Below are 25,184 nucleotides of genomic sequence, written 5' to 3'. Positions count from 1 at the left end.
TCTGTTACTGTTCTGTTACTTGTTTTCATAATTTTTATATTTAATGTATTGTGCTTTTTAAAGCGGGTGCAAATTTACGCCACTTATAAGCTTTAGAAAACAACAGATTTAATATGATTATATGTTATATTACCTTTATTTTGGTTTTTTTAACATAATTGGAGATAAAATAAATGACTTAATAGAAAAGCCCAACTAAAATTTTTAGTTGGGCTTTTGTAAATTATATACGAGTTAGTATTAATCTCTAGACATAAATATTCTAAGGATATACCAAAACAATAACATTAATGAAGCAAACAAACCTAAGGCTGCAGGAATGTAATCTTCCACTCCATAAGTTTTCACCAAATTAGATGTTTGATATAAAATCGATCCACCAGCTAACAGACACATCCCAACAGAAAACCATAAGCCTAGGTCAAAACCAAATAGGGTTCCAGCAACGATTAATCCAATAGCAATGAAAAACCCAATAGTTAATCCTGTTTTTAGAAATGAAAAATCAGTTTTTGTCATTAATACTGCTGCAGATAAACCTGTAAACAGTGCTAAAGTCACTATAGAAGCTTGATAAAGAACATCTGAACCAGAAGGTCCCATTAATTCTGTTACCATATATAGCATTGGGACAAAAATTAAAGCTTCAAAAAATATATAAATACCATAGGCTAGGTACTGCATGTTTTTATCGGTTGTTTTCATAGCCATGCCTTCGGCATAATTTGTGGCTAACATAAAACCTCCTAGTAACAATAGCCATTTATAGCCTTGTGTCATAGAGAGCATAAAACTGACGACCATTTCACTTTGGAGTAAAAGGTATTCAAACAAAATAAAGACAAGCACACCGCCGGCCACATGTGAGTATGTTTTTTTGTAAAAAGCAACACGATCAACTTCAGATAGACTGCCGATCATAATTTTTCCTGGGAATTGTTGTTCCATTTTAGATTTAAGGATTGGTTAGTTTAACTAATGTATGTAATTTCAATAGTATTTCAAATAAAAAAAGCTCCGATTACTCAGAGCTTTAATTGTATGTATATGTTTTAAGTTATTAATCTCTACCTCCAAATACTTGCAATGCCCAATACAATAAAGACGCTAATGCACCTATTGCAGCAACCAAATACGTTCTAGCTGCCCATTTCAACGCATCTTCAGAACCTTTATATTCGTCTGGTGTAAGCATGTTTTTGTTTTTTAACCAAGCTAAAGCTCTGTTACTTGCGTCGTATTCTACAGGTAAGGTAATAAAGCTAAATAATGTCGCAAAGCCCATAAAAACTAAACCAGCAACGGCTACCCAATACCCTAAACCAACTCCTGCAGCGGCACCTAAGATTAAACCACCAATGACTAACCATTGCGACATTCCAGAAGTAACACTTACAATTGGTACTAATGCTGAACGCATACCTAAAGCACTATAAGCTTGTGCATGTTGTACGGCGTGTCCACATTCGTGAGCAGCAACAGCAGCCGAAGCAGCGTTTCTTTGATTATAAACAGACTCACTTAAGTTAACTGTTTTATTTTTTGGATTGTAATGATCTGTTAATTGTCCTGGTGTAGAAATAACCTCTACATCAGTAATACCATTATCCGCCAACATTTTTTCTGCAATTTCTCTACCAGATAAACCATTTCGTAATTGAATTTTGGAGTATTTGGCAAATTTCTTTTTAAGTTGATTACTCACTAACCAGCTCACTAAAGCAATAGCACCAATTAGTATGTAATATCCTATCATTCCACTCATAATTTGAAATTTTTAATTCATGTAAATTTAATAAATGAATTGCAAATAATGAGCCAAATTTGAGTTAAGAAATTTTGTCAGGATTTTAGATGACAATGGCTCACTTTACATAGCATCAACAGACCAATTGAAGGCTTCAGCGATTTCTTCATAAACGATTTTGCCTTTAACAATGTTTAATCCTTTTGCTAAGGTTTCGTCATTTTTACATGCCGTTTCCCAACCCTGATTTGCTAAACGTAATACATAAGGTAAGGTAACATTAGTTAAAGCTAAAGTTGACGTGTATGGCACAGCTCCTGGCATATTAGCGACACAATAATGTACAACATCGTCTATAATAAATGTAGGGTCCTCGTGTGTTGTTGCTTTTGTGGTTTCCATACAACCACCTTGATCTACAGCGACATCCACCAAAACAGTGCCTGGGCGCATATCTTTAAGCATATCTCTTGTAATTAGTTTCGGTGCTTTTGCTCCTCTTACTAAGACACCACCAATAATTAAATCATGATCTTTTATACGTCTTCTAATATTATATTCACTTGAAAATTCAGTCACCACATGGCTAGGCATAACGTCGTTTACATAACGCAGTTGTTTCATATTGATGTCCATAACAGTAACATGAGCACCTAAACCCGCAGCCATTTTAGCTGCTTGGATACCAACGATACCAGCACCCAAAACTAAAACACGACCCGGTGGTACACCTGGCACTCCACCTAATAATACACCACGACCTTTAATCGGTTTTTCTAAATATTTAGCACCTTGTTGAATCGCCATTCTTCCGGCAACTTCAGACATTGGTGTTAATAATGGAAGTGTGCCATCTTTATCTTCAACCGTTTCGTAGGCAATACAAACCGATTCGCTTTTTAACATGGCTTTTGTTAAAGGTTCGCTAGACGCAAAATGAAAATAGGTAAATACCACATGATGCGATTGTATTAAAGGATATTCTTCTTCAATGGGTTCTTTTACCTTTACAATCATGTCGCTAGACGTATAAACATCGGTTATAGTTTCTAACACTATGGCTCCAGCATTTATATAATCTAAATCCGAAAATCCACTACCAAAACCAGCATCTTTCTGAACATAGACTGTGTGTTTGTTTTTTGTTAGCTCGAAAACGCCAGATGGTGTCATACCAACTCTGTTTTCATTGTTTTTGATTTCCTTTGGAACTCCGATTTTCATAGGTTTTTTTTAATTTAATAAATCTGTCAAATGGAATTCGCTAATTAAATTATCGATTAGATTCAATTTTTTAATTAAGCTCATTTCATGTGTTTTGTAGATTCTGAGATTAATATGAGTAAGAAAGTACCATCAAAAAAACTAGCTGTGCAAATTTTAATATAACGATGATTTTATTTTTATGAAATCAGTATTATGACGCTTTAATTTTGAAAACTCTTAAAAATCGAGTTGTCTTTGAGGGCAATATGATATTAGGATAATGATAGAAATTTTGGAGGAAGTGGTGTTGTGAATATTGATGCTCTAAACAATGTTACAAATAAACATAGGGTTAAAGCTGAGGCATTAGTAGTCATACAGTGTTAAAGACACTTTAGAAACCTTCTCATTACTAAACTCAATATAGAGATGTTCTACTTGGTCGCTGTTAAATTGTGGCGCTAAGCCAAGCTCATATAATATGATGTCTTTAGTTAAAATATAACTTGGCTGACCTAAGCGTTTTATGACATTGGGTTTCGATTCGTTCAATAAAACACGAGAGTCAATAAGGTCATTTACAATTTTATGACGCGTCATGGGTTGTGTTTGCCACTGCGCTTCGGTAAAACGTTCTTCAAAAAAGAAATGTATAGAGGTGCTAATTATAAATGCAGAAAAAAGTATCAAACCAATTTGATTGATCTGATTATTACGAAAATCAAAATAATCCTTAAGCGGTTTACGCTCCTTTTTAGGTGTGGGTTTTTCTAATGACGGTTTATCTGAAATCATAATGCTAGGCTTTGGTAAGTTCAGAATAACTTAAAAAATAATTTTCTTCGCAAGGTGTTAAAGCGTGCGGATAACTAGGAATAAGTAGTACACCTTCGGGTGTTAAATTCCATGTTTTGTACTGCCAATAACTGTCGTCAACAAAGGTTTCGCATTCTTCCTGAAGATCAGCTTCTGTATTATCATATTTGGTTTTTAACTTTTGAAAGAAATCAACCTTTGGATATAACGATTCAATCTTCTCAATAACTTCTAAGGTTTCAAGGTTAAAATTATAAGCAACATTGCCATGAGCAGGATGCGCGCCACCACAATAGACGCTGTAATATTTTAAATAACTTATAAATTTACTATCGACGAGGTTGATGTCGTATGAAATTTCGAACCAAGAATTACAATCTAAATTATCTTTGGCATCTTCCAAATGAATAGCATCAAGAATAGGATTAAATACCGCACGTTGTTCTTTTGAAAATCCGTTGCCTAATCTAAATAAGGGGAGCTTAGAATATTTTTCATGAAACCAAACTAACTGTTTGTCCTTGTAATTAACGATACTATCTTTAATAAATGTCAGTTTAGGATTTCTGAATTCCTCTAAAGGCTCTTGTTCTGTTTCAGTTAAAATAACATTATGGGTTTCCTCTTTTAAAGTAAGATGTCCAATAAGTTGGTTGCCTTTTTTAGTTAATTGAAAAACTTCATCAGCATCACTAACTCTGTCAGGATTATAAAAATAACCGTCAATTAAAGTGATAGATTCATCATTATAGCGTCCTTTTAGAGGAATGCTAATCAATTTAGAATCGTAAAAATAATAGCCTTTTAATTCGCCAGAAGTGGAGTCGTTATCATGTGGGTAACTACTAAGTTCTAAATGAATAGGATAGTTGGAAACCGTACCAACATAACTTTGAGACCAACTTATAATTGGCAACAAAGTTATGATGATATGTTTTAGAAGTTTACCCAACAATATTTACAATTTTACCAGGCACTACAATCACTTTTTTAGGTGTTCTACCTTCTAATTGTGCAATTGTTTTTTCGTGAGCCATAACGGTTTTTTCAATATCGTCTTTACTCATATCCATTGGTAACTCTAGTGTAAAACGCATTTTACCGTTAAATGATATTGGATATTTTTTACTGCTTTCTACTAAGTGACTGCCATCAAATATTGGAAATTGAACCGTTGATATAGAATTAGCATTACCTAATTGCGACCATAATTCTTCTGCGATATGCGGAGCATAAGGAGAAATTAAAATCAATAAAGGTTCTAAAATATCTTTGCTTGTACACTTCTGAGCCGTTAACTCATTTACAGCAATCATAAAAGTAGAAACCGACGTATTGAAAGAGAAATTCTCAATGTCTTCTTCAACCTTTTTAATCGTTTTATGTAATGTTTTTAAGTTGTCAGCAGTGGGCTGTGCATTATTAACTTTTAAGCCATCATCACCAACATATAATTTCCATAGTTTTTTAAGGAAGTTATGGACTCCTGTAATACCAGCGGTATTCCAAGGTTTGTATTGTTCTAATGGTCCTAAGAACATTTCGTACAATCTTAGACTGTCTGCTCCGTAGTCGGCACAAATACTATCTGGATTGACGACGTTATATTTAGATTTAGACATTTTTTCGACATCTCTACCTACTTTATAAACTCCATCTTCACGTATAAATTCAGCATCTTTAAAATCTTCACCAAATTCTCCATCAGTTTTTAAACCTTCAATATCTAACTCATCCGAAGCATTTACATATTGTACTTTTACATGAATAGCTGAAAAATTAAGGCCTTCAATGATTGCACCTGCATTCTGACTATATATATCTTTTTGAACTGCTTTATATAATTCTTGAAAAGTACTTATAGTCTCTTTTTGATCATCGTTTAATAAATCGAAAAATACAGTATCTTCAATAATGCTAGCTAAACCTTTAGTGAAACCATTACCATTGGCAAATGTGTTCTTATCTTCTGCAGAAATTTTTGAACTTAGTATAAATTTATATAAGTCTTCATATTTCTTAAAGCTATCATGTGAAATATAAAGAGCTTTGCTTAAGCTAGGGTCTTTAAAATCTTTTGATGTTGTAGATAAATGAGATAAAAGATCAACTCTATAAACAAAAGCACTAGTCCCCAATATCATCCCTTGGTTAATTAACTTTTTAAAAGGCTCTTCAACATTGACGAAACCGCGATCTTTTAATAATTTCACCCAGAAACGAGAGTAGAGTAGGTGACCTGTAGCATGTTCGCTACCACCAATATATAAATCTACATTTTCCCAATATTTAAGGGCGTCTTCACTTGCAAAAACACCATCTCTATTAGCAGCATCTTCCATATAACGGAAGAAATACCAAGAACTACCTGCCCAACCTGGCATTGTATTAAGCTCTAAAGGAAATACGGTTTTATGGTCTATCAATTGATTGCTGACCACTGAAGACTGAGTTGTGTCCCACGCCCAAACGTCTGCACGTCCTAAAGGTGGTTCACCTTCTTCGGTTGGTAAATATTTTTCAACTTCAGGCAGCACAATAGGCAAATGTGCTTTGTCTATCATTTGTGGCATACCGTTAACGTAATACACTGGGAATGGCTCTCCCCAATAACGCTGACGAGAGAAAACCGCATCTCGTAAACGGTAATTGGTTTTACCTTCGCCTTGTCCTAATTGCTCTAATTGGTAAATCGCGAGTTTAGAGGCTTTTTTATAGTTCATGCCGTTTAGGAAATCACTATTCGCAATTTTTACATTGTCTTTAGACGCAAAAGCTTCTTCAGAAATATCGGCACCTTCAAATATATTTGGAATGGCGATATCAAAATGCTTTGCAAAATCGTAATCACGTTGGTCACCACAAGGCACCGCCATTACAGCTCCTGTTCCGTAGCTTGCTAATACGTAATCGCCAATCCAAATTGGAATTGGTTCTTTAGAAAACGGATGTTCCGCATAAGCGCCTGTAAATACTCCAGAAATGGTTTTTACATCGGCCATACGATCGCGTTCGCTACGTTTCGCCGTTTTTTCTATATAGGCTTCAACGGCTTCTTTTTGTGCTGCTGTTGTAATTTTAGACACTAATTCGTGTTCTGGAGCTAGGGTCATAAAAGACACTCCAAAAATAGTATCTGGTCTTGTGGTGAAGACGTCTATAACCTCGTCATGTCCATTCACATTAAAAGTCACACTTGCTCCAACCGATTTTCCAATCCAGTTTTTTTGAATATCTTTTAACGCATCGGTCCAATCAATGGTATCTAAACCTTGTAGTAAGCGTTCCGCATAAGCTGAAATTCGCATACTCCATTGGGTCATTTTTTTACGCACTACAGAATGGCCTCCACGTTCGGAAACGCCATTAACTATTTCATCGTTAGCTAAAACGGTTCCTAGTTCTGGACACCAGTTCACTTCAGTTTCCGCTAAATAGGTTAATCTGTATTTTAAAAGGATGTCTTGCTGTTGCTCTGAGGAATAATTATTCCAGTCTTCCGCAGTGAAAGTCGCAATATCATCATCACAAGCAGCATTTACGGTTGCATTTCCTTCTGCAGCAAATTTTTCAACTAAAGAATCAATATGCTCGGCTTTGTTAGAATCGTTATTATACCAAGATTCAAATAATTGAATAAAAATCCATTGGGTCCATTTGTAATATTCAGGATTAGAAGTACGTACTTCACGACTCCAATCGAAAGAAAATCCAATCTGGTCTAACTGACGACGGTACGTTGTTATGTTCGCTTCGGTAGTAACCGCAGGATGCTGACCAGTTTGAATGGCATATTGCTCTGCAGGCAATCCAAAAGAATCATAGCCTTGCGGATGTAAGACATTAAAACCTTTATGACGTTTGTAACGTGCATAGATATCACTAGCAATATAACCCAATGGGTGACCAACGTGCAAACCTGCTCCAGATGGATAAGGAAACATATCTAAAACGTAATATTTTGGTTTATCGCTGGTGTTTGAGGCTTTAAACGTTTGGTTTTTTGCCCAATGGTCTTGCCACTTTTTCTCTATACTGTTAAAATCGTATGTCATATTAATTGTCTTTTCACGCAAAGGCGCAGAATCTCAAAGCATATCTTTATGAAAATTTTCTTTGTGACTTAGCGCCTTTGCCCGAATTTTTCTTTAATTTAAAGGACAAATTTAAAGCTATTACAACACAATTAAAAACGAAACGTTGTAATACTTAAAGACTATTTATAACTTGAAATTATTGCGTTTAAAAAATCAACAGTTTCACTTGCAGTTATTCCAAACATTAAATAGTAAGAAAGCAAATTCTTTATTATTTTTACAGCATAAATCCGCATTCATTCATGGCATCATCTTTTGACAAATATCAAAAACGTAAACTTATATCGTCTTACGTCTCTGTAGTGATAAGTATCGCTTTGGTTTTGTTTCTTTTAGGCTGTTTAGGTCTTTTAGTTATCAACTCTAAAAAAGTAGCCGATCACTTTAAAGAGCAAGTGGTAATGACTATTTATTTAAACGATACTGCAAAAGAGGTTGAAGTCAATCAGCTAAAAAAGAGTTTAGCGATGGCAGATTATACCAAAGATGCGCTTTACGTGTCTAAGGAAGAAGCGGCTGAGTTTATGAAAGCGGAAACAGGTGAAGACTTTATGGATTTTGTGGGTTATAACCCTTTAAAGAATTCGATTGATGTGCACTTAAAAGCCGATTTTGTAACGACAGAACAATTGACTGAAATTACAGAAAATCTATCTACTAAAGCGTTTATTGAGGAAATTAGATACGATAATGATTTAGTCGAACTGATGAATGATAATGTGAAGAAAATCACCTTTTGGGTGTTAATCATTAGTGGTTTATTTACGTTAATTGCAGTGTTATTAATTAATAGTTCTATTCGTTTAGCAGTATACTCTAAGCGTTTTATTATAAAAACCATGCAGATGGTTGGGGCGACAAAAAGCTTTATTCGAAGACCTTTTGTTTGGAAAAGTGTGCAATTAGGAATCATTGGTGCACTAGTTGCATTAGCAGGAATGGCCGTTGTTTTATACTATTTAGACCTAACGTTCCCAGAATTAGAACTACTAAGAAACACGGTATTGATTGCTGGTTTGTTTATTGGAATATTCGTTTTAGGTATTTTAATTACTTGGATTAGTACGTTTATTGCTACACAACGTTTCTTAAACTTGAAAACGGATCATCTGTATTACTAATTTGATGACTTCATGTTGAATATTAAGGCTATTTAATAGGTCTTTGTACTATTGAAGTGTTAGGAAAATACTAATCCGAAGTTATATTAATAAATAAATCTGTTACTTTGCAACGTATTAAAGCATAGCTCAAAAAAACCATGGGAGAACAAAAACGTAAGGAAGATTCTAAATCTGAATTCATCTTCGGAAAGAAAAACTATAAATTCTTATTTATAGGTTTAGCATTCATTGTTATTGGTTTTATATTAATGTCTGGAGGTGGTAGTGACGACCCTAATGTTTTTGATGAGTCTATATACAATTGGAGACGTATTCGTTTAGCACCAACGCTTGTCTTAATTGGCTTTGGTATTCAGGTCTATGCTATTCTTTTAAATCCAAATAAGGCCGCCAAAAAATAAGTCATATTTTACATACATTTACAGCGTATCATTCTCTTAATTGATACTTTTGTCTCATGGAAATTTTAGATGCAATTATATTAGGAATTATTCAAGGTCTTACTGAGTTTTTACCTGTATCCTCAAGTGGTCACCTAGAAATAGGAAAAGCCATTCTTGGTGATAATTCTGTGCCAAAAGAAAGCTTGTTATTTACGGTTGTACTTCATTTTGCGACAGCATTAAGTACGATGGTTATTTTTAGAAAAGATATTCTGCAAATTATAAAAGGTGTTTTAAAATTTGAATGGAATGAAGACCTTCAATTTATTTCAAAAATCGCTTTATCCATGTTGCCAGCCGTTATTGTTGGTGTCTTTTTTGAAGAAGAATTAGAACAACTTTTTAACGGAAATATTTTACTTGTGGGTTGTATGCTTATTGTTACAGCGATTCTCTTATTCTTAGCAGATAAAGCTAAAGACACACAGAAAAAGGTGACGTTTTCTAATGCCTTTATCATTGGTGTTTCACAAGCTATTGCTATGCTACCAGGAATTTCGCGTTCTGGTGCCACAATCTCGACGTCAGTATTATTAGGAAACGATAAAACCAAAGCGGCACGTTTTTCATTTTTAATGGTGGTGCCTTTAATATTTGGTAAGATTGCAAAAGACCTTTTAGGAGGTGAATTAACCTATGACAGTTCTAATATAACAGCTTTAAGTGTTGGTTTTATAGCCGCCTTTGTTGCCGGTTTATTTGCATGTACGTGGATGATTGCTTTAGTCAAAAAAAGTAAGTTATCGTATTTTGCTATCTATTGTGTAGTTGTTGGTGTTATTGCTATAATTTGGTCTCTCGTATAAATGAAAACTAAAGAAGATTATTTAAGTGGACAAGTCTTACTCATAGACAAGCCATTAACATGGACCTCTTTTCAGGCGGTTAATAAATTGCGCTGGGAAATTAGACATGCTTTTGATATTAAAAAAATTAAAGTAGGTCATGCCGGGACTTTAGATCCATTAGCGACAGGTTTATTGGTGATTTGTACAGGTAAAATGACCAAGCAAATCAACATTTTTCAAGGTCAAGAAAAAGAATATACTGGGACATTTGTTTTAGGAGGAACAACACCTTCGTTTGATTTAGAAACAGAAGTCAATGAAACCTTTCCGACGGATCATATTACAGAAGAATTAATTCAGAATGCAATTCCACAATTTATAGGTCAGATAGACCAATTTCCACCAGTGTTTTCTGCGATTAAGAAAGATGGAAAACGTTTATACGAATTTGCAAGAGCAGGTGAGGAGGTTGAAATTAAATCGAGACAAGTAGAAATTACCGAATTTGAAATCACTCAAATTAATACTTCGACTGCGCTCAGTACAAGTGGTTTAGAATTGCATTTTAGAGTGGTGTGTAGCAAAGGAACTTACATTAGATCTTTAGCGAACGACTTCGGGAAAGCTTTAAATTCTGGGGCACATTTATCATCATTACGACGTACACGTATTGGCGATTTTAAAGTTGACGATGCGCTAACTCCAGAAGATTTTATAGCCAATTTACCTTCTAAAGACTGATTTAACACCGGTTTAAGGTTGGTGCTTAATCTATTTCTTCATTATATTCGTATCTATTAATAGACTAAAACTATTGTATACTGAATTTTGTTGATCAACATAAAGCCGCAATCATTACATTTCTTCTAGCAGGAATTGTAGTCTTTGGTATGTTTAGTATTCAGTTAAAACGTCATCAAGATTTAATTTCTGAAAGCTATTATCTCATGGAGCCAGAACCTGAAATCAAAAAAGAAGACCTTCAGGATATAGAAGCTATAAACGGAAAATCTACAAACAAAGCGTTTAACGAAGACCAAGAGTTTAAAGAGATGATGCGTAACTTTAAAACTGTTAGCTCAAATGATTTTGAACGTACCACAAAGGCCATCGAAGAAGCTAAGGCCAGTGAAGACGTACAAGAGGAAACAAGCATTACTAAATCGTATGCAGGTAGTAATGCTTATGCCTTAAATTCTGAAGACACAGAATCGTATAAAAAATTGCAAGAGGAATTAAAACAACGTCTCAAGAATAAAAAACAAGCAGACGAGCATGCCAAAACAAAAAGTACATTAACCTATTCTTTAAAAGGAAGAACACTCACTTATTATAAAACACCACGGTATTTATGCGAGAGTGGTGGAAAAATAGTGGTGAGTATTAGAGTTAATGGAGCAGGCGATGTTATTGATGCTTATATTAATGGGGCTTCTAATTCTGATAATCAGTGTTTAATAAACCATGCGATTTCTTATGCTGAAACGGTTCAGTTTGATGCCTCAGACAAGAAAGAACAATTAGGTACAATTACGTTTTTGTTTAAAGGGAAATAAAATAGTGGCTTCGACTACGCTCAGCCACCGAATTCTACTTCCCTCAGTCACTATAATTCCTGACTTATTTTAATAAGCCAACCAAATCTTCAATAGTAGATTGCCCTTTATCCTTATTATACCAACGTTGTAAATCTTCTTTAAATTCTGGAGTTAACATGCCATGTTCAGCTTTGTAAGCTTGCACCATATTTGTCGCAACTGTAGGTCGTGGTCCAAATGAATCTATGACAGTATTGGTTTCAGTATCTAACATAATTAACTTTGGAATTGATTTCCCTCCATTAGTTAAAAACTGATCCATTAGTGCTTCGTTTTCATCTCTGAGTACCACTTTATAGTCAATATTACCATTGAGCTCAGCTACTTTATTAATTATGGGCATAATATGCGCCGCATCTCCACACCAACTTTCCGAAATAACTAACCACGTTATTTTTCTATCAAAATTTGCAATCTTAATATTCGCGGCGTCCGAAACTTTTGCGGTTTTATCCCAACGTTTCATACGTCTGTCGTTAAGGTATGTGTATTCAACTAAGGCGTCTGATTGGTCAGTTCCGGTTGTTGATTTTTCTTCCACTAATGTGCCAACTAAGTTTCTGTACTCAGCATAAGTCATACTTTTATTTAGACTTTCTGAGATGATATCTTTTAATGTGAGTGTGTCTGTTTCCATAGGATAAAAATAAGAATCTATTGCCATTTTTTATGCAACAGTTGTTACATTAGTCGAGAACTAATTTAGACCCTTTCTATTTGCTAAAAAATTGTTCTTTTAAGCTTAAATGTTTTCTTTTTAGAGTCTCTTAACGATGCTATGCAACTAGAAAAAGCTTTCATTTAATTTTAAAATTCCTAATTTTCGCCTAAACAGAAAACGTATAAATTAATTCTTACTAATAAAATTCCTTACAAGATGAGTAAAAACAGATGTGGTTGGTGTGTTGGTGATCCGTTATATGAAGCCTATCACGATGAAGAATGGGGAGTTCCTGTCTATGATGATGCTAGGTTATTTGAATTTTTAATTTTAGAAACATTTCAAGCGGGATTAAGTTGGATCACTGTTTTAAAGAAGCGTGAAAATTTCAGAAAGGCTTTCGATAATTTCGATTATAAGAAGATTGTAAACTATGATGCTTCTAAAGTTGAAGACTTATTACAAGACGCTGGTATCATTAGAAATAAACTGAAAGTGAATGCCACAATTAGCAATGCACAGGCTTTTATGAAAATTCAGGAAGAGTTTGGGTCATTTTCTAAATACATATGGAATTTTGTAGATGGAACACCGATCAAAAACAAGGTGAAAATCTATAAAGAGGCTCCCGCAAATACGCCATTGAGCGATACCATAAGTAAAGACTTAAAGAAACGTGGATTTAAATTTGTAGGTTCTACTGTGATTTATGCACAGATGCAAGCTACAGGTATGGTAAATGACCATGAAGTTTCTTGTTTTAGGTATCATGAGGTTTAATAAAATTTAGAAACTCTGGTCGCGATATATTTTTAGCACCTAAACTTTCGAGATGTTTGGTGTGTAACTGACAGTCAATTAATTTGTAGCTGGAATTTTGAATAAAGGTTATAAAACCCACTTTGCTTGCATTACTCACTTTAGCAAACATACTTTCGCCACAGAAAACAGAATCGGTAATTTCAATACCATATAAGCCGCCAACTAATTCATCATTTTGCCAAACTTCAATAGATTTTGCATAGCCAAGTTGATGTAATCTGTAGTACGCATTTACCATGCCTTCCGTAATCCAAGTACCATCTTGGTCGTTCCGTTTTGCTTTAGCGCAATTTTTTACTACAGCTTTAAACGCTTTGTTCATCGTAACTTTAAAATTATCCTTTTTTAGGACTTGCTTCATGCTTTTAGAGACTTTTAAATCTTCGGGAAACAAAATAAATCGCGGATCTGGTGACCACCAAAGAATAGGCTCTTCATCTTGAAACCATGGAAATATACCATTGGAATAAGCATGTATTAAGCGTTCTGGAGATAAATCACCACCAACAGCAAGAAGCCCTTCGGCGGAGGCTTCAGATACATCTGGAAATTCTATTTTATCAGTTACAAAGTACATCCGTTAAGATTGAGTGGGCTTTTCAGTATTTAAAATTAAGGCTTTGGCTTTGATGTTAAAAGATTTTTGTTGATATTTGAGTGGGCCTTTATCAAATATTTTTTGTTCATCATTGCTTTTTTTTGAAGGTCTAACCTAAAACCAAAGTACTAAGTCCTGACTAACCATCAGGACTTTTTTTATTGAAGGATATATACAGAAAAAGACCTGTTTTTAAATTAAAAACAAGTCTTTTTATATGGGTTTGATTTGCCTTATTTAGAAAGGTAAATCATCGTTATCACCTTCGTTTAAATCACTAACAGGTTCAAAAGCTTCTGTTGGTGGAACAGGAGGCATATCTCCACTTGCAGCTTGCGCTTGCACAGCTTCAATTCTCCATCCTTGTATAGAATTAAAGTATTTAGTTTCACCTTGTGGATTCACCCATTCTCTACCTCTTAAGTTAATATTAACTTTAACTTGCTGACCAGCTTGGTAGCTATTAAGTAAATCACATTTGTCTTGAACAAACTCCACCATAATATGTTGTGGATACTGCTCTTCTGTAGTCACTACAATCTCCCTTTTTCTAAATCCGTTACTGCCAAAGGTTTGAGTCTCACCTACCATCTTAATTCGTCCTTGTACTTCCATTTTTGCTTAATCTATAATTTATTATAATACTTAAATATTTTCAGACTACGAAAGTAATAACTTCCAAGCACTTTCTACGTCTCCATAGCTCAAATAATTTTGAGCCAACTTGTGTTTTTCTCTGTGAGATGCCGTTTTAATGTCTGGATATCGCTCACTAATGTCATTAATAAACTTATTAACATCGTCTGTATTTGGCAAGGTTTCAACATTTGCTAACATCCCAATGTTATTTCCAGTTAAAATCATACTGTTTTTTATGTGATCTGGCATATTATCGACCCCAATACCCATAGACGCTAAGGGTTTAGGGATTTCGAAAAACCCTTTTTTAGCTCTACTGTAATAACTTCCTCCAGCTCTTGCTACTAAATCTAAGGCTTCTTGGTTTATAGTTTGGTCAGCGTTTAAAACCTCTTCCGAAATGTGAAGTTTTACGACTTCGCAGATTACTAAATTACCTGCGCCTCCTTCAGAACCTAAAGGAAGAATATCATTGACTTTACACTCTAATTGAATAGGCGATTCTGCCACTCTAAATGGTTTTACCATATCTGAAGGTAGCATTGATAAACCTGCTTTTTCAAATTCATTTGTGCCTTCAGGATATTCAGTACTCGATAAAGACATTTGGTGTACCATATCGTAATTTACCACATTAATAACCACTTCTCTTGTAGCTTCTACATTGTGCAGTGTATGTTTGGTGGTATTGTCTCTAACGCGTCTTGCAGGAGAGAAAATCAAAATTGGTGGATTGGCACTAAAGACATTAAAAAAGCTAAAAGGAGATAAATTGGGTTTACCATCTTTATCAACTGTACTCGCAAAGGCAATAGGTCTTGGTGCAACGGCACTTAATAAAAAGCCATGTAAAATGCCTGTTGTAAGGTCTTGAGGGTCAAATGTAGCCATGTAGTATACTGGTTTTTAACAAATATAATTATATTAGGTTGGGGACAAAAGTATTTTACAGCTGTATTGGCACAATAATATCAACATAATTGCATTATATTTAAAATTGAAATGTGCATGCTAAAACTTTTAGCGTCCAAATAAATGATTAATAGCAAACAGCATGTGTTTTTAATAACCTATTATTTTAAATACATGAAATTAAATTAACCAATGACCTTTAGCTTCGACCGAAATATAATCCGATGGATTATTATTATTTCATCTTTTATTATTATTTCACTTATCCTTTGGAATACCTATACCTTTTTTCAAAATTTTAAAGAAGAGGAACGCGTTAAAATGAATACTTGGTCTGTGGCACAAATAGATCTTTTAAAGAATATGGATAACCTCGATGAAGATGTAAATAATGTTACATCTCATGTTCTTACAGAAATGACTACTAGTACACCAATGTTAGTTGTTATTGCAGATGGAAGCTTGGGAACGTCTATTAATATTGATGACAAAGAATTAAACGACCCTGAAAAATTAGAAAAACTAATACAAAAATTTTCTAATGAGAATGAGCCTATTCCTGTTATTATTGGCAATAAAGTGTTTCAAACAGTTTATTACGGTAATTCTCCGCTATTAAATAAATTAAAATACTATCCGTTGGCCTTATTGCTAATTATATTGCTCTTCGGTGCCGTTGTTTATTTCTTTTATCGTAGTTCTAAAATTGCCGAACAGAATAAACTTTGGACAGGTATGGCAAAGGAAACTGCACATCAAATAGGTACTCCTTTATCATCGCTTGTGGGTTGGGCAGAGATTTTGAAGACCGAAGCGGTTAACCCTGAGTATATTTTAGAAATAGAAAAAGACATTGATCGGCTTCAAACTATAACGGAACGTTTCAGTAAAATAGGATCTGTGCCTACCCTTAAAAGCATGAACATTGTTGAGGTTACCAAATCATCTTACGAATACTTAAAATCGAGATCTTCGAAGTTAATTAATTTCGAAATTGTTACACCAGATCGCGAAATACAAGTGAATTTGAATGAAGAACTTTATAGTTGGACCATCGAAAACTTAGTGAAAAATGCTATTGATGCCATGAGAGGTAAAGGCGATTTAAAATTAGAACTTACACAGCTTGAAAACCAAGTATTCATTAATATCTCAGATACAGGAAAAGGCATTCCCAAGTCGTCGTTTACCAAAATTTTTGAGCCAGGTTACACCACTAAGAAACGGGGTTGGGGACTAGGATTGTCTTTAGCAAAACGAATTGTAGAAGATTACCACAATGGTAAAATAAGAGTATTGACTTCAGAAATCGGAAATGGCACAACCATACAGATTTTGTTGAGGCAAGTTTAGTTTAAAGAATAACTAGCAAGTTTTAGAAGCTAGACAGGTCCGAGAAAAAATTTAAAAATTGAAATGTTGAAATTTTAGTTTAAATTTGACGATGAATTCTTCACGATTTTTTACTTTAAAAGAAGCCAGGATAGGTAATAACTGTCCTGAATGCTATTCTAACGATAGTTTAGAACTTACGTTAAAGCAAAAATTAATTGAAACTAAATTTTACAAGGCTATAACTGACGAAACAGTGAGTCAATTATCGTGTTTAAACTGTGATGTTCAAATTTTTCCAATCCGTTGGACAGATGATATTGAACGCGTTGTGGATTATCATAATAGAGGACTTAAAAGAAAACCTAAATCAACTAAGTTAAAACCAATTGCATGGGCATTAATTGCTTTTGGTGTTTTGGTGTTGGTCGCAATTATCTTATTTGCTACAGGAGTATTTTCAGAATAAGTACTATAAATACGATCCAATTTTTTTGGCTATAGACTTAAACTCTTCGGGAGTCACTTTTTGTTTATTTGTAAAACGAGCATCCTCCATAGTGTGTAAAGGAATTAAGTGCACATGTGTGTGTGGAACTTCTAGGCCAATTACAGACATACCAACACGCTCGCAGGGAACTGCTTTTTCTAAGGCAATTGCAACACGACGCGAAAATTTCATTAAACCTAAATAAGTCGCTTCGTCTAAATCAAAAATTTTATTTACCTCTTTCTTAGGAATACAAAGTGTATGTCCTTTAGAATTTGGATTGATATCTAAAAACGCAAAGAAATCTTCAGTTTCGGCGACTTTATACGATGGTATTTCACCTGAAATTATTTTTGTAAAAATAGTTGCCATAATCTTATAATTCTTGTCTTTTATAAATATAAAAAGATTCCTGTAATGAGGAATCTTTTTTGTTGTATTAGTTTGGTATTTTATTTAAAATATAATGATTGTTATCTAGAAATCTCTAGAATATCAAATTTCATAATACCATTTGGTACTTGTATTTCGGCAGTATCTCCTACAGATTTACCTAATAAACCTTTACCAATAGGTGAGTTCACTGAAATTTTACCGGTAGCTAAATCAGCTTCACTTTCTGCAACCAAAGTATAAGTCATCTCCATACCATTGATTTGGTTCTTAATTTTAACTTTAGATAAAGCTAAAACCTTAGTCAAATCTAATTGAGACTCATCAATGACACGTGCTCCAGATAAAATTTCTTCCATTTTAGAAATTTTCATCTCTAGCATACCTTGTGCTTCTTTCGCAGCATCATACTCTGCGTTTTCACTCAAATCGCCTTTGTCTCTAGCTTCACCAATAGCTTGTGATGCCTTAGGTCGTTCCACATCTTTAAGATGGCTTAACTCGTTTCTTAACTTTTTTAAACCTTCAGCTGTGTAATAAGATACTTTACTCATAATTTAATCGTTTTAAATATAACGCGATCTAATTAGCAGATTCTTTATCATTTTTGAGCCTGTCTGAAAATCAGACAGGCTCAAAAATGACTTTAGATATTATGTGCTTCTTAGAAGTTTGTTATTGTATAATTATAATGTTAGCATAAAAAAAACCTCGCGCTGACGAGATTACTATGCAAATATATAAAATATTTACCGTATTGTTGAATTAATAGTAAATTGCCCTTCAAAAATTGAAGTTAAAATTTAGAAAAAATGTTAATAATTTAAAAGCTAAACTAGAAGACGAGTGTTATCGTGGCTTCGGGTAATTTGGTTTTTCAATTCACTAAACTTCAAACTATTAAAATAAAAATTAAATCTGTGAAAAAATTATTTTTAATGCTAAGTTGTGTGGTTGTTTTAGGTTGTAGTAAAAACGATCCAATATATAATTGTAACTATTTATTGGATGTAGGAGTTAATCTAACTGTGAATCTTAATCTTCCTCAATTTAATCAACTTTTATTTCCTGTAAATGCGATAAGAGTCGAAAATTATGGCAATAACGGAATCATTTTGGTGCGAGCGAATGCGAATTCCATTTTAGCTTGGGATGGTGCGGATCCTAATCATACATCGTCCTCGTGTTCTAAATTAACAATTGTAGGTTTAAATGCGGTTTGTGGTTGTGAAGATGGTAATGAATATAGTTTACTTACGGGGACAGCACTTAACGATAATGCTCAACCCTGTACGTTAAAACCATACAGAGTTGAGGCTATCGGAAATAATAGTTATTATGTTAGTAATTAAAACTTCAAGGTAACTCCGACTAAAAAGTTAGTAGTTGCCTGTGGGTAAAAACCGGCTCCTTCAATAGTAGCGATTGTTCCTGGGTTAGACCAACTATCATCATAAGTGTAGTAAAATCCATTAGAAATATACTTCACATCAAAAATATTATTAACTAAACCTGAAAATACAATAGCATCAAATATAGAATCTGTTTTTAAAGTATAGTTAATATTGAAATCATTAATAAAATAGCTGTCTAATTTAGAGGATTTAGCTTCTGTGTTACTCATAAATTGTTCTCCAACAAATTTGCTTAGCAACGACATTTGCAGATTCTCAATAGGTTGAAAAACGATGGCATTGGCAGCGACTAAATCTGGAGAAAAAGAGATATCTGTTTTGCCTAAGTTCTGCAGTTCATCATCAAAAGAAATAATTGTTTCTTTATTTTTATTAGTACTTAGCGTTAAATTAGGCTGTAATGTTAATTTCGATGTTACAGGAATTATAGCTTCTAATTCTAAACCTAAACGGTAACTTTTTCCACTATTGGTTCTTATTGGATTTCCTACGTCGTCTAATCTTCCAGATAACACTAATTGCTCATTGTAGCTCATGTAATATGCATTGGCATTAAATGAAAAGTTTCCCTTTTGATGTCTCCAACCTAATTCAAAATCATCTAATTGTTCTGATTCTATGTTTTCATTGCTTTCAAAATCCGTTCGGTTTGGCTCTCTGTTGGCCCTAGCATACGAAAAGTATAGATCATTGCCCGTATTTAAGGAATAGGTGATTCCTGCCTTTGGGTTAAAAAATGTAAAATCTTTATCTATTGCAAATTCTACAATATCAGATGTTGTGCCAGTTGTTTTATAAGTGACATTTCTAACTTGTAAATCTCCATACAAACTTACTTTTTCGTTGAGTCTGTAATTGGCTTTAGTAAACATAGATAAATCGTTTTTTATACTATTTCCATCATAATAACGGTCTCTAATTTCTGTTTGACTAGCATATTCTGCCCAAATCACTTCACCAAAATGATCACCATCATAATGACTAAAAGAGCCTCCGAAAATTAAATTAAGATTATCGTCTTTATAGTTAGCGTTAGCATTGATAACATAAAAATTATTATCTAACCAACGTCTTCTAATTAAATCGGTTTCATCAATGATGTCACCATTGAAGTCTAATGGGTCTAATCCATAATCGTCAAACCCTTCGTCTTCTTTGTACTGTTCAAAGTAACCCTGACCTTTGGTGTAGTTTAATCCCAATGTGGTTGACCATTGGTTGTTGTAACGCTGATTCCAATGTAACTGGTAATGATCTTGGCTATAATTGTCAACTTCATTATCGTAAAATTGAGGATCACCATTATTGTCTGTGTATTCTCCTGCTGTATTATACGTACGGTCGTCTTCTAGTTTCTCTAAATCTTCTAATCCATTCCAAGCCTGATACGTGACTTCCTTACCACCAAAAGTTATTGCTTTAATTAAGGTATTATCATCTACATAGGACCCTTGTAAAAAATAAGATTTTAAATCGGCTGAAGCACGATCGATATAACCATCTGAAACAATATTTGATAAACGACCAGCGATTTCAATATGATCATTCATAAGACCCGTACTGAATTTTACGGTATGTTTTCTAGTGTTATAACTTCCAAATGAATTAGAAATTTCGCCTGAAGCATCTTTTGAAATTGCATCGGTAAGGACATTAATACTAGCTCCAAAAGCACCAGAGCCATTAGTAGATGTCCCAACGCCACGTTGTAGTTGTAGACTTTCTGTAGAAGACGCAAAATCACCTAAATTAACCCAAAACGTTCCTAATGATTCCGCATCATTATACGGAATACCGTTGATAGTAATGTTGGTAGATTGTGAGCTTACACCACGAACTCTAATGCCAGTGTAACCAATTCCTGCACCTGCATCTGTCGTAGTCACTACCGAAGGTAAGAAGTTCAATAGCATCGGAATGTCTTGTCCTAAATTACGTTTAGCTAAAGCTTCTTTGGTCACATTAGAATGTGTAATGGGTGATTTAGCATCGACTCTTACAGCTCTTACTAGAACTTCGTCTAGTTTTTCAACTTTGGTTGAATCTTGTTGTTTTTCTTGTCCATAAGCTGAACAAATACCTAAAAAGGCAATTGAAAGTGTTAACCTCTGCCTACTTTTTTTTGAGAGATTGTTGAATAAAATTTTCATACGACTATAAATTTATAATCGAATAAAAAGAGGTCATTATTCTTGGTAAATAATTAATTATTGTGAGCTTAATGCTTATGCGATAGTTAAATCTTGCTTTTTTCCTTTTTGAAATTGTCTATGTATAATTAAATTATAACAGATCAAAATTCAGAAGTGGAAAAACAATCATTGATAACCTTATCGCACTCGCTAAAAATGTCTACTAAACATTTTCTTACGCTCGCTTCCTAAACAGCATTACCTGTTCTAGGTTCAATGGGTATGATCTCAGCCGATATTAGGCACCCCTTTATTGAGAACGCGGCAAAGATATAACGGATTTTAGAATTAAGAATTATGAATTTGATTTTTTATGTTGTGGTATGAATACTTGAAGTTTTTTTCATGCAGAGGTGCAAAGGCGCAGAGGTGCAAAGGAAAAAAGATGAGGAATGAGAAAAATACAATCTTATTACTTTACAATTTGTACTGAATAATGAACCCTGATAAAACATGCTCACAAAGTAACTAAGACACAAGGAGTAACCGCACAATTTTGCGCCTTTGCGTACATTTTTGTGGAGTTTAATGCTTTGATTTTGAGAGTTTATTCAAGCGTTGGTGGCTTCCGATTTGCTTTTTTATCAGCATTAATACGTTTTGCTTTTAAACGTTTTCGTTTTACTGATCTTGGAACCCGAGTTGAAATTCGTTTTTTGTCTTCCTTTAAGCCTTCTTGAATTAATTCTAAAAACCGCTGCGTAACTAAAGCTTTGTTTCTAAACTGGCTTCGACTTTCGTCACAGACTAGAATTAAAACACCATCTTTGGTTAAACGATTATTGAAAAACTCGGAAAGCTTTTGTTTTTCCTCATCGTTAAAAACAGATGAGTTGCTAAGATCGAAGTATAATTCAGCTTTTGAAGATACCTTATTTACATGTTGCCCTCCGCTTCCCGAGCTTCGGACGTATTTGTAGTTTATTTCAGATTTAAGTAGGGTTACATCCACTATTATTTAATTTGATGTGGTGATTTTAATAAATCGTTTACAGTCTTTACTGGGTTAAACGTAATGATTGGAACTTCAACAAAAATAGTACTCCAATGCGCCATACTTCCGTTCCAAAGTCCAGGTAATTCTAATGCTTTTAAGTCCTTGCCGTTTTTGGTTTTCTCGGTTATAAAAGCGGCATTATGGTCTACATAATTTTCTAAATCGAATTTCTCACCTTTGTAATTTTTTACCCCACAAACTAAATCTACGGGATTAAAGTGCGTAGCATTTTTAAGAATGTCTTCTTGTTTTGGATCTTTTAAATTGATTTGTGCCGACTCTACAATTTGAAGTGATTGGTTAGATTTATGATCTTTTACCCAAAACGGACCACCGCCAGGTTCACCTTCGTTCTTAACCATACCGCAAACTCTTATTGGACGGTTTAATTTTTCTTTTAAATATTCAATCTTATAACGATCGGTATATTTTTTGTACTCATCGGATATTTTGATACTTAATTTGTGCGTTAAGAAATTCTCTACAGCGACCAATGTACCTTCATTAATCTGTTCTGAGTCTAATTTGTGTAAATACTCGAATGCTTTAGTTTGTAATTCAATTAAGATGCCAGCTAATACTTTTTTATACTTTGCGACTTCATCTATGTATTTATAGACAACGACGTTATCAATATTTTTAACAAAAATGATATCAGCTTCTAAAGTATTTAAGTTTTTTAGTAAGGCACCATGTCCAGATGGCCTAAACAATAACGTGCCGTCCGTTTCTCTAAAAGGTCTATTTTTTAACGTTACAGCAATTGTATCCGTAGAATGTTGCTGGTATGAAAACGATATATCGAATGTTACTCCGGTATTTTCTTCAACCTGATTTTGAATATTTTTAAACTCATCGGTAAACCTGTGTTCATAAACTTCTGAAATCGTAAAGTGAAGTTTAGCGACTCCATTGCTTGTTGCATATAAAGCGGCTTCGTATAAGTGTTCTTCAAAAGCGGTAGAAATATGGTTCTTTTTATAATCGTGAAACGGTAATAATCCTTTAGGTTGGTTTCCAAAGTTGAGTTGATTTTCATCTAACATAGCCTTTGCAAAATGCCAAACCTTTTCTTGATTAGATAAGTTTTCATAATCAATTCCATTAGATTTTAGCAATTCTAATACCTGATTGTAAAATGGAAACTTCTCTAAGCCGACCATAAATAAGGATAGCTCTCTAAGGTTGTTTTTATTTATATATGAATTTAGAGATTGCTCATTGGAATTATATTCTCCAACAAATTTGAACAGAAATTTGAACATCCGTGTTGCTGCTCCAGAAGCTGGCACAAACTTTAATAACGATTTTTTATCTTTCTCGGCTTCAAATAATGCAACATACGCTTCAATTTTAGAATCGTTTAATGGCATAATTCCGTTATTTAATGTAGCCGCATCTGAAACATTTGTAAATGGAATTCCGGTTTCAAAAATCTCGATTTGATTTTTAATTCCTGTTAAAGTTAAATCGTTAGATTCTATTTGGTAGATGTCGTTTTCAGTAAAACTCATATCTTGTTCATTAATAAGTTATCAATATGCTTAACAGCTAGTTCTAGTCGTTCTTTTTTATTCCCTTTTAAAATTATATAAGGTTTTTTATAGGTTTTTAAAGCGGATTCGAAAGCATTAAACATATGTTCGCGTTCATTGGGCTTGTCTCTCAGGTCGTCATCTTCCCAAGGTGTGTCAATATAGGTTAAAAAGTAAAGATTATAAAAATTTTTTAGAGCATATATATTTAAAATCGGGTCACATGCTCCTTGGTAATATACTTCGCTATAGACCTTAGTTTCCAGTAAATTAGTGTCACAAATTAAAACTGAGTCCGTTTTTTGTGCTAATTCGTTTTCAAGTTTCATTTGCCCAATTGCTATGGGAAGTATGTCTTTGGGTTCGCAAATTTTCCGCTCATTGTCCCACTTATCTTGAAGATAAGTTCGTGAATACTCTGGTACCCAAACGGTATTATAATGCTTGGCTAACTGTGTAGAAAGTGTTGTTTTTCCTGTAGATTCAGGACCAAATAAAACTACTTTTATGCAGTTTGATGGTTGTTGTTTAAGTGCGTCTTCCATGCTCTATAGCCTTGAATTGCTAATATTAAAAATATGATGAATTGCAGTCCGGTAAACCCTAATCCTTTCACAAAATATAAGGGAATAGAAATGATATCTGCAACAATCCACAAAATCCAATGTTCTATTTTTTTATTTGCCATTAGCCACATAGCTGCAAAGAAAATACCAGTTGTTATTGTATCTATATAATCTGTTATTCTATCAAAACGATCAAAATACAAATAGACACAAACGACAAATATAATGGTCGTCGTAAAGATTAGAATCGCTGTTTTCCAATCTTTTGAAGTCGATTTTGTTACAGATATTTCTTCTCCTTTTATGGTTTTTTTCCACATATACCAACCATAAACACTCATTAAAGTGTAGTAAATGTTAATGGTTAAATCACCATATAGAGTAAATACATAACACAGATAAACAAAAATAACGGTATTAATGATTCCTGTAGGAAATACTAATATGTTTTCTCTTTGAGCATACCAAACACTAGCAATACCAAATATTACGGCTATAATTTCAATGATAATATTGAACGTTGAAGCTGTTCTGTAGGGCTCTAGAAAGAAATCAAAAATTTGGTTCATAGTCGCTTCTATTTGTCTTAACTAATTTCATGGTTAGCACAGAAATATCCACATCATTAAGAGAACGCTTTATTTCTTGAGTTAGAAAAGGCATAAGCTCATCATAGTTTCCAAATATTTGTGTGCTTAAGGGGTTTTCTAAAACTTTAAATTTTGAATTGCGCAGTGCTTTAATAAAATTAATGACATGCTTTTCGTAATCATTTTGTAACGGTGAAAGCGTAAGATCTACTGATATTTCCAT

The 25,184-nt window shown here is 33.8% G+C and carries 27 protein-coding genes; 9 read left to right on the top strand and 18 right to left on the bottom strand.

Annotated elements, in window-relative coordinates; all coding sequences use genetic code 11:
• Positions 1-240: 240 nt before the first annotated feature.
• The 6 genes from DFQ09_RS03065 to DFQ09_RS03040 form a co-directional block, all read right to left on the bottom strand.
• Positions 241-948, bottom strand: coding sequence for a Bax inhibitor-1/YccA family protein (locus tag DFQ09_RS03065; protein WP_115808109.1), 708 nt, complete (start codon positions 946-948; stop codon positions 241-243).
• Between the two features lie 112 nt (positions 949-1,060).
• Complete coding sequence (locus tag DFQ09_RS03060) at positions 1,061-1,756, bottom strand: zinc metallopeptidase (RefSeq protein ID WP_040756752.1); 696 nt, start codon at positions 1,754-1,756, stop codon at positions 1,061-1,063.
• Positions 1,757-1,870: 114 nt separating this feature from the next.
• Complete coding sequence (ald, locus tag DFQ09_RS03055; protein WP_115808108.1) at positions 1,871-2,971, bottom strand: alanine dehydrogenase; 1,101 nt, start codon at positions 2,969-2,971, stop codon at positions 1,871-1,873.
• A gap of 348 nt (positions 2,972-3,319) precedes the next feature.
• A complete protein-coding gene (locus DFQ09_RS03050) occupies positions 3,320-3,748 on the bottom strand; it encodes a hypothetical protein (RefSeq protein WP_115808107.1) in 429 nt (142 codons plus the stop codon).
• Between the two features lie 4 nt (positions 3,749-3,752).
• Positions 3,753-4,688: a DUF4163 domain-containing protein gene (locus tag DFQ09_RS03045; RefSeq protein WP_220347450.1), complete on the bottom strand. Its 936-nt coding sequence runs from the start codon at positions 4,686-4,688 to the stop codon at positions 3,753-3,755.
• Between the two features lie 25 nt (positions 4,689-4,713).
• Positions 4,714-7,824, bottom strand: a complete 3,111-nt coding sequence (locus tag DFQ09_RS03040) for a leucine--tRNA ligase (protein WP_115808105.1) — start codon at positions 7,822-7,824, stop codon at positions 4,714-4,716.
• A 284-nt stretch (positions 7,825-8,108) separates the two neighbouring features.
• Between DFQ09_RS03040 and DFQ09_RS03035 the strand changes: the two genes are divergently transcribed.
• The 5 genes from DFQ09_RS03035 (at position 8,109) to DFQ09_RS03015 (ending at position 11,777) form a co-directional block, all read left to right on the top strand.
• The gene (locus DFQ09_RS03035; protein ID WP_115808104.1) at positions 8,109-8,987 is read left to right on the top strand and encodes a cell division protein FtsX; all 879 of its coding nucleotides are present in this window, start codon (positions 8,109-8,111) and stop codon (positions 8,985-8,987) included.
• A gap of 140 nt (positions 8,988-9,127) precedes the next feature.
• Positions 9,128-9,391, top strand: a complete 264-nt coding sequence (locus tag DFQ09_RS03030) for a DUF3098 domain-containing protein (RefSeq protein WP_115808103.1) — start codon at positions 9,128-9,130, stop codon at positions 9,389-9,391.
• Between the two features lie 56 nt (positions 9,392-9,447).
• Complete coding sequence (locus tag DFQ09_RS03025) at positions 9,448-10,239, top strand: undecaprenyl-diphosphate phosphatase (protein ID WP_092466287.1); 792 nt, start codon at positions 9,448-9,450, stop codon at positions 10,237-10,239.
• Positions 10,240-10,962, top strand: coding sequence for a tRNA pseudouridine(55) synthase TruB (truB, locus tag DFQ09_RS03020; protein WP_115808102.1), 723 nt, complete (start codon positions 10,240-10,242; stop codon positions 10,960-10,962).
• A 149-nt stretch (positions 10,963-11,111) separates the two neighbouring features.
• Positions 11,112-11,777, top strand: coding sequence for a hypothetical protein (locus tag DFQ09_RS03015; RefSeq protein ID WP_115808101.1), 666 nt, complete (start codon positions 11,112-11,114; stop codon positions 11,775-11,777).
• Positions 11,778-11,841: 64 nt separating this feature from the next.
• Here the strand turns inward: DFQ09_RS03015 and DFQ09_RS03010 are convergent, their stop codons facing one another.
• On the bottom strand, positions 11,842-12,483 hold the full coding sequence (locus DFQ09_RS03010; RefSeq protein ID WP_245940296.1) for a thioredoxin family protein: 642 nt from the start codon (positions 12,481-12,483) through the stop codon (positions 11,842-11,844).
• Positions 12,484-12,696: 213 nt separating this feature from the next.
• Between DFQ09_RS03010 and DFQ09_RS03005 the strand changes: the two genes are divergently transcribed.
• The gene (locus tag DFQ09_RS03005; protein ID WP_115808100.1) at positions 12,697-13,260 is read left to right on the top strand and encodes a DNA-3-methyladenine glycosylase I; all 564 of its coding nucleotides are present in this window, start codon (positions 12,697-12,699) and stop codon (positions 13,258-13,260) included.
• On the opposite strand, the gene aat is transcribed toward DFQ09_RS03005, so the two are convergent.
• The 3 genes from aat to DFQ09_RS02990 form a co-directional block, all read right to left on the bottom strand.
• Entirely contained in the window at positions 13,241-13,879 is a 639-nt protein-coding gene (aat, locus tag DFQ09_RS03000) for a leucyl/phenylalanyl-tRNA--protein transferase (RefSeq protein ID WP_115808099.1), read from the bottom strand. The two genes, DFQ09_RS03005 and aat, sit on opposite strands and share 20 nt — an antisense overlap.
• A 258-nt stretch (positions 13,880-14,137) precedes the next feature.
• On the bottom strand, positions 14,138-14,515 hold the full coding sequence (locus tag DFQ09_RS02995) for a DUF3127 domain-containing protein (protein ID WP_115808098.1): 378 nt from the start codon (positions 14,513-14,515) through the stop codon (positions 14,138-14,140).
• A 45-nt stretch (positions 14,516-14,560) separates the two neighbouring features.
• On the bottom strand, positions 14,561-15,430 hold the full coding sequence (locus DFQ09_RS02990; protein ID WP_115808097.1) for a flavin reductase family protein: 870 nt from the start codon (positions 15,428-15,430) through the stop codon (positions 14,561-14,563).
• 213 nt (positions 15,431-15,643) lie between these two features.
• Here DFQ09_RS02990 and DFQ09_RS02985 point away from each other — a divergent pair, with 213 nt between their 5' ends.
• Positions 15,644-16,804 carry a sensor histidine kinase gene (locus DFQ09_RS02985; protein ID WP_115808096.1) on the top strand — a complete coding sequence of 387 codons (1,161 nt, stop codon included), beginning with the start codon at positions 15,644-15,646 and terminating at the stop codon, positions 16,802-16,804.
• Between the two features lie 91 nt (positions 16,805-16,895).
• A complete protein-coding gene (locus tag DFQ09_RS02980) occupies positions 16,896-17,252 on the top strand; it encodes a hypothetical protein (RefSeq protein WP_115808095.1) in 357 nt (118 codons plus the stop codon).
• A gap of 3 nt (positions 17,253-17,255) precedes the next feature.
• On the opposite strand, the gene DFQ09_RS02975 is transcribed toward DFQ09_RS02980, so the two are convergent.
• A complete protein-coding gene (locus DFQ09_RS02975) occupies positions 17,256-17,645 on the bottom strand; it encodes an HIT family protein (RefSeq protein WP_115808094.1) in 390 nt (129 codons plus the stop codon).
• A gap of 101 nt (positions 17,646-17,746) precedes the next feature.
• Positions 17,747-18,220, bottom strand: a complete 474-nt coding sequence (greA, locus tag DFQ09_RS02970; protein WP_115808093.1) for a transcription elongation factor GreA — start codon at positions 18,218-18,220, stop codon at positions 17,747-17,749.
• A 366-nt stretch (positions 18,221-18,586) separates the two neighbouring features.
• On the opposite strand from greA, the gene DFQ09_RS02965 reads away from it, so the two are divergent.
• Entirely contained in the window at positions 18,587-19,018 is a 432-nt protein-coding gene (locus tag DFQ09_RS02965; RefSeq protein WP_147298315.1) for a hypothetical protein, read from the top strand.
• Here DFQ09_RS02965 and DFQ09_RS02960 read toward each other — a convergent pair.
• The 6 genes from DFQ09_RS02960 to DFQ09_RS02935 form a co-directional block, all read right to left on the bottom strand.
• A complete protein-coding gene (locus DFQ09_RS02960; protein ID WP_115808091.1) occupies positions 19,015-21,231 on the bottom strand; it encodes a TonB-dependent receptor in 2,217 nt (738 codons plus the stop codon). The two genes, DFQ09_RS02965 and DFQ09_RS02960, sit on opposite strands and share 4 nt — an antisense overlap.
• Positions 21,232-21,820: 589 nt before the next feature.
• Entirely contained in the window at positions 21,821-22,225 is a 405-nt protein-coding gene (gene arfB, locus DFQ09_RS02955; RefSeq protein WP_115808090.1) for an alternative ribosome rescue aminoacyl-tRNA hydrolase ArfB, read from the bottom strand.
• Between the two features lie 2 nt (positions 22,226-22,227).
• The gene (locus DFQ09_RS02950) at positions 22,228-23,784 is read right to left on the bottom strand and encodes a DUF4301 family protein (RefSeq protein WP_115808089.1); all 1,557 of its coding nucleotides are present in this window, start codon (positions 23,782-23,784) and stop codon (positions 22,228-22,230) included.
• Entirely contained in the window at positions 23,781-24,350 is a 570-nt protein-coding gene (locus DFQ09_RS02945) for an AAA family ATPase (RefSeq protein WP_115808088.1), read from the bottom strand. The genes DFQ09_RS02950 and DFQ09_RS02945 overlap by 4 nt, the downstream gene beginning before the upstream one ends.
• The gene (pnuC, locus tag DFQ09_RS02940) at positions 24,311-24,940 is read right to left on the bottom strand and encodes a nicotinamide riboside transporter PnuC (protein WP_115808087.1); all 630 of its coding nucleotides are present in this window, start codon (positions 24,938-24,940) and stop codon (positions 24,311-24,313) included. Before pnuC ends, DFQ09_RS02945 begins: the two co-directional genes overlap by 40 nt.
• Entirely contained in the window at positions 24,924-25,184 is a 261-nt protein-coding gene (locus DFQ09_RS02935) for a hypothetical protein (RefSeq protein WP_115808086.1), read from the bottom strand. Before DFQ09_RS02935 ends, pnuC begins: the two co-directional genes overlap by 17 nt.

Source organism: Winogradskyella pacifica, assembly GCF_003386275.1.
Classification (GTDB): Bacteria; Bacteroidota; Bacteroidia; order Flavobacteriales; family Flavobacteriaceae; genus Winogradskyella; species Winogradskyella pacifica.
This window is presented reverse-complemented; position numbering and strand designations above follow the sequence as displayed.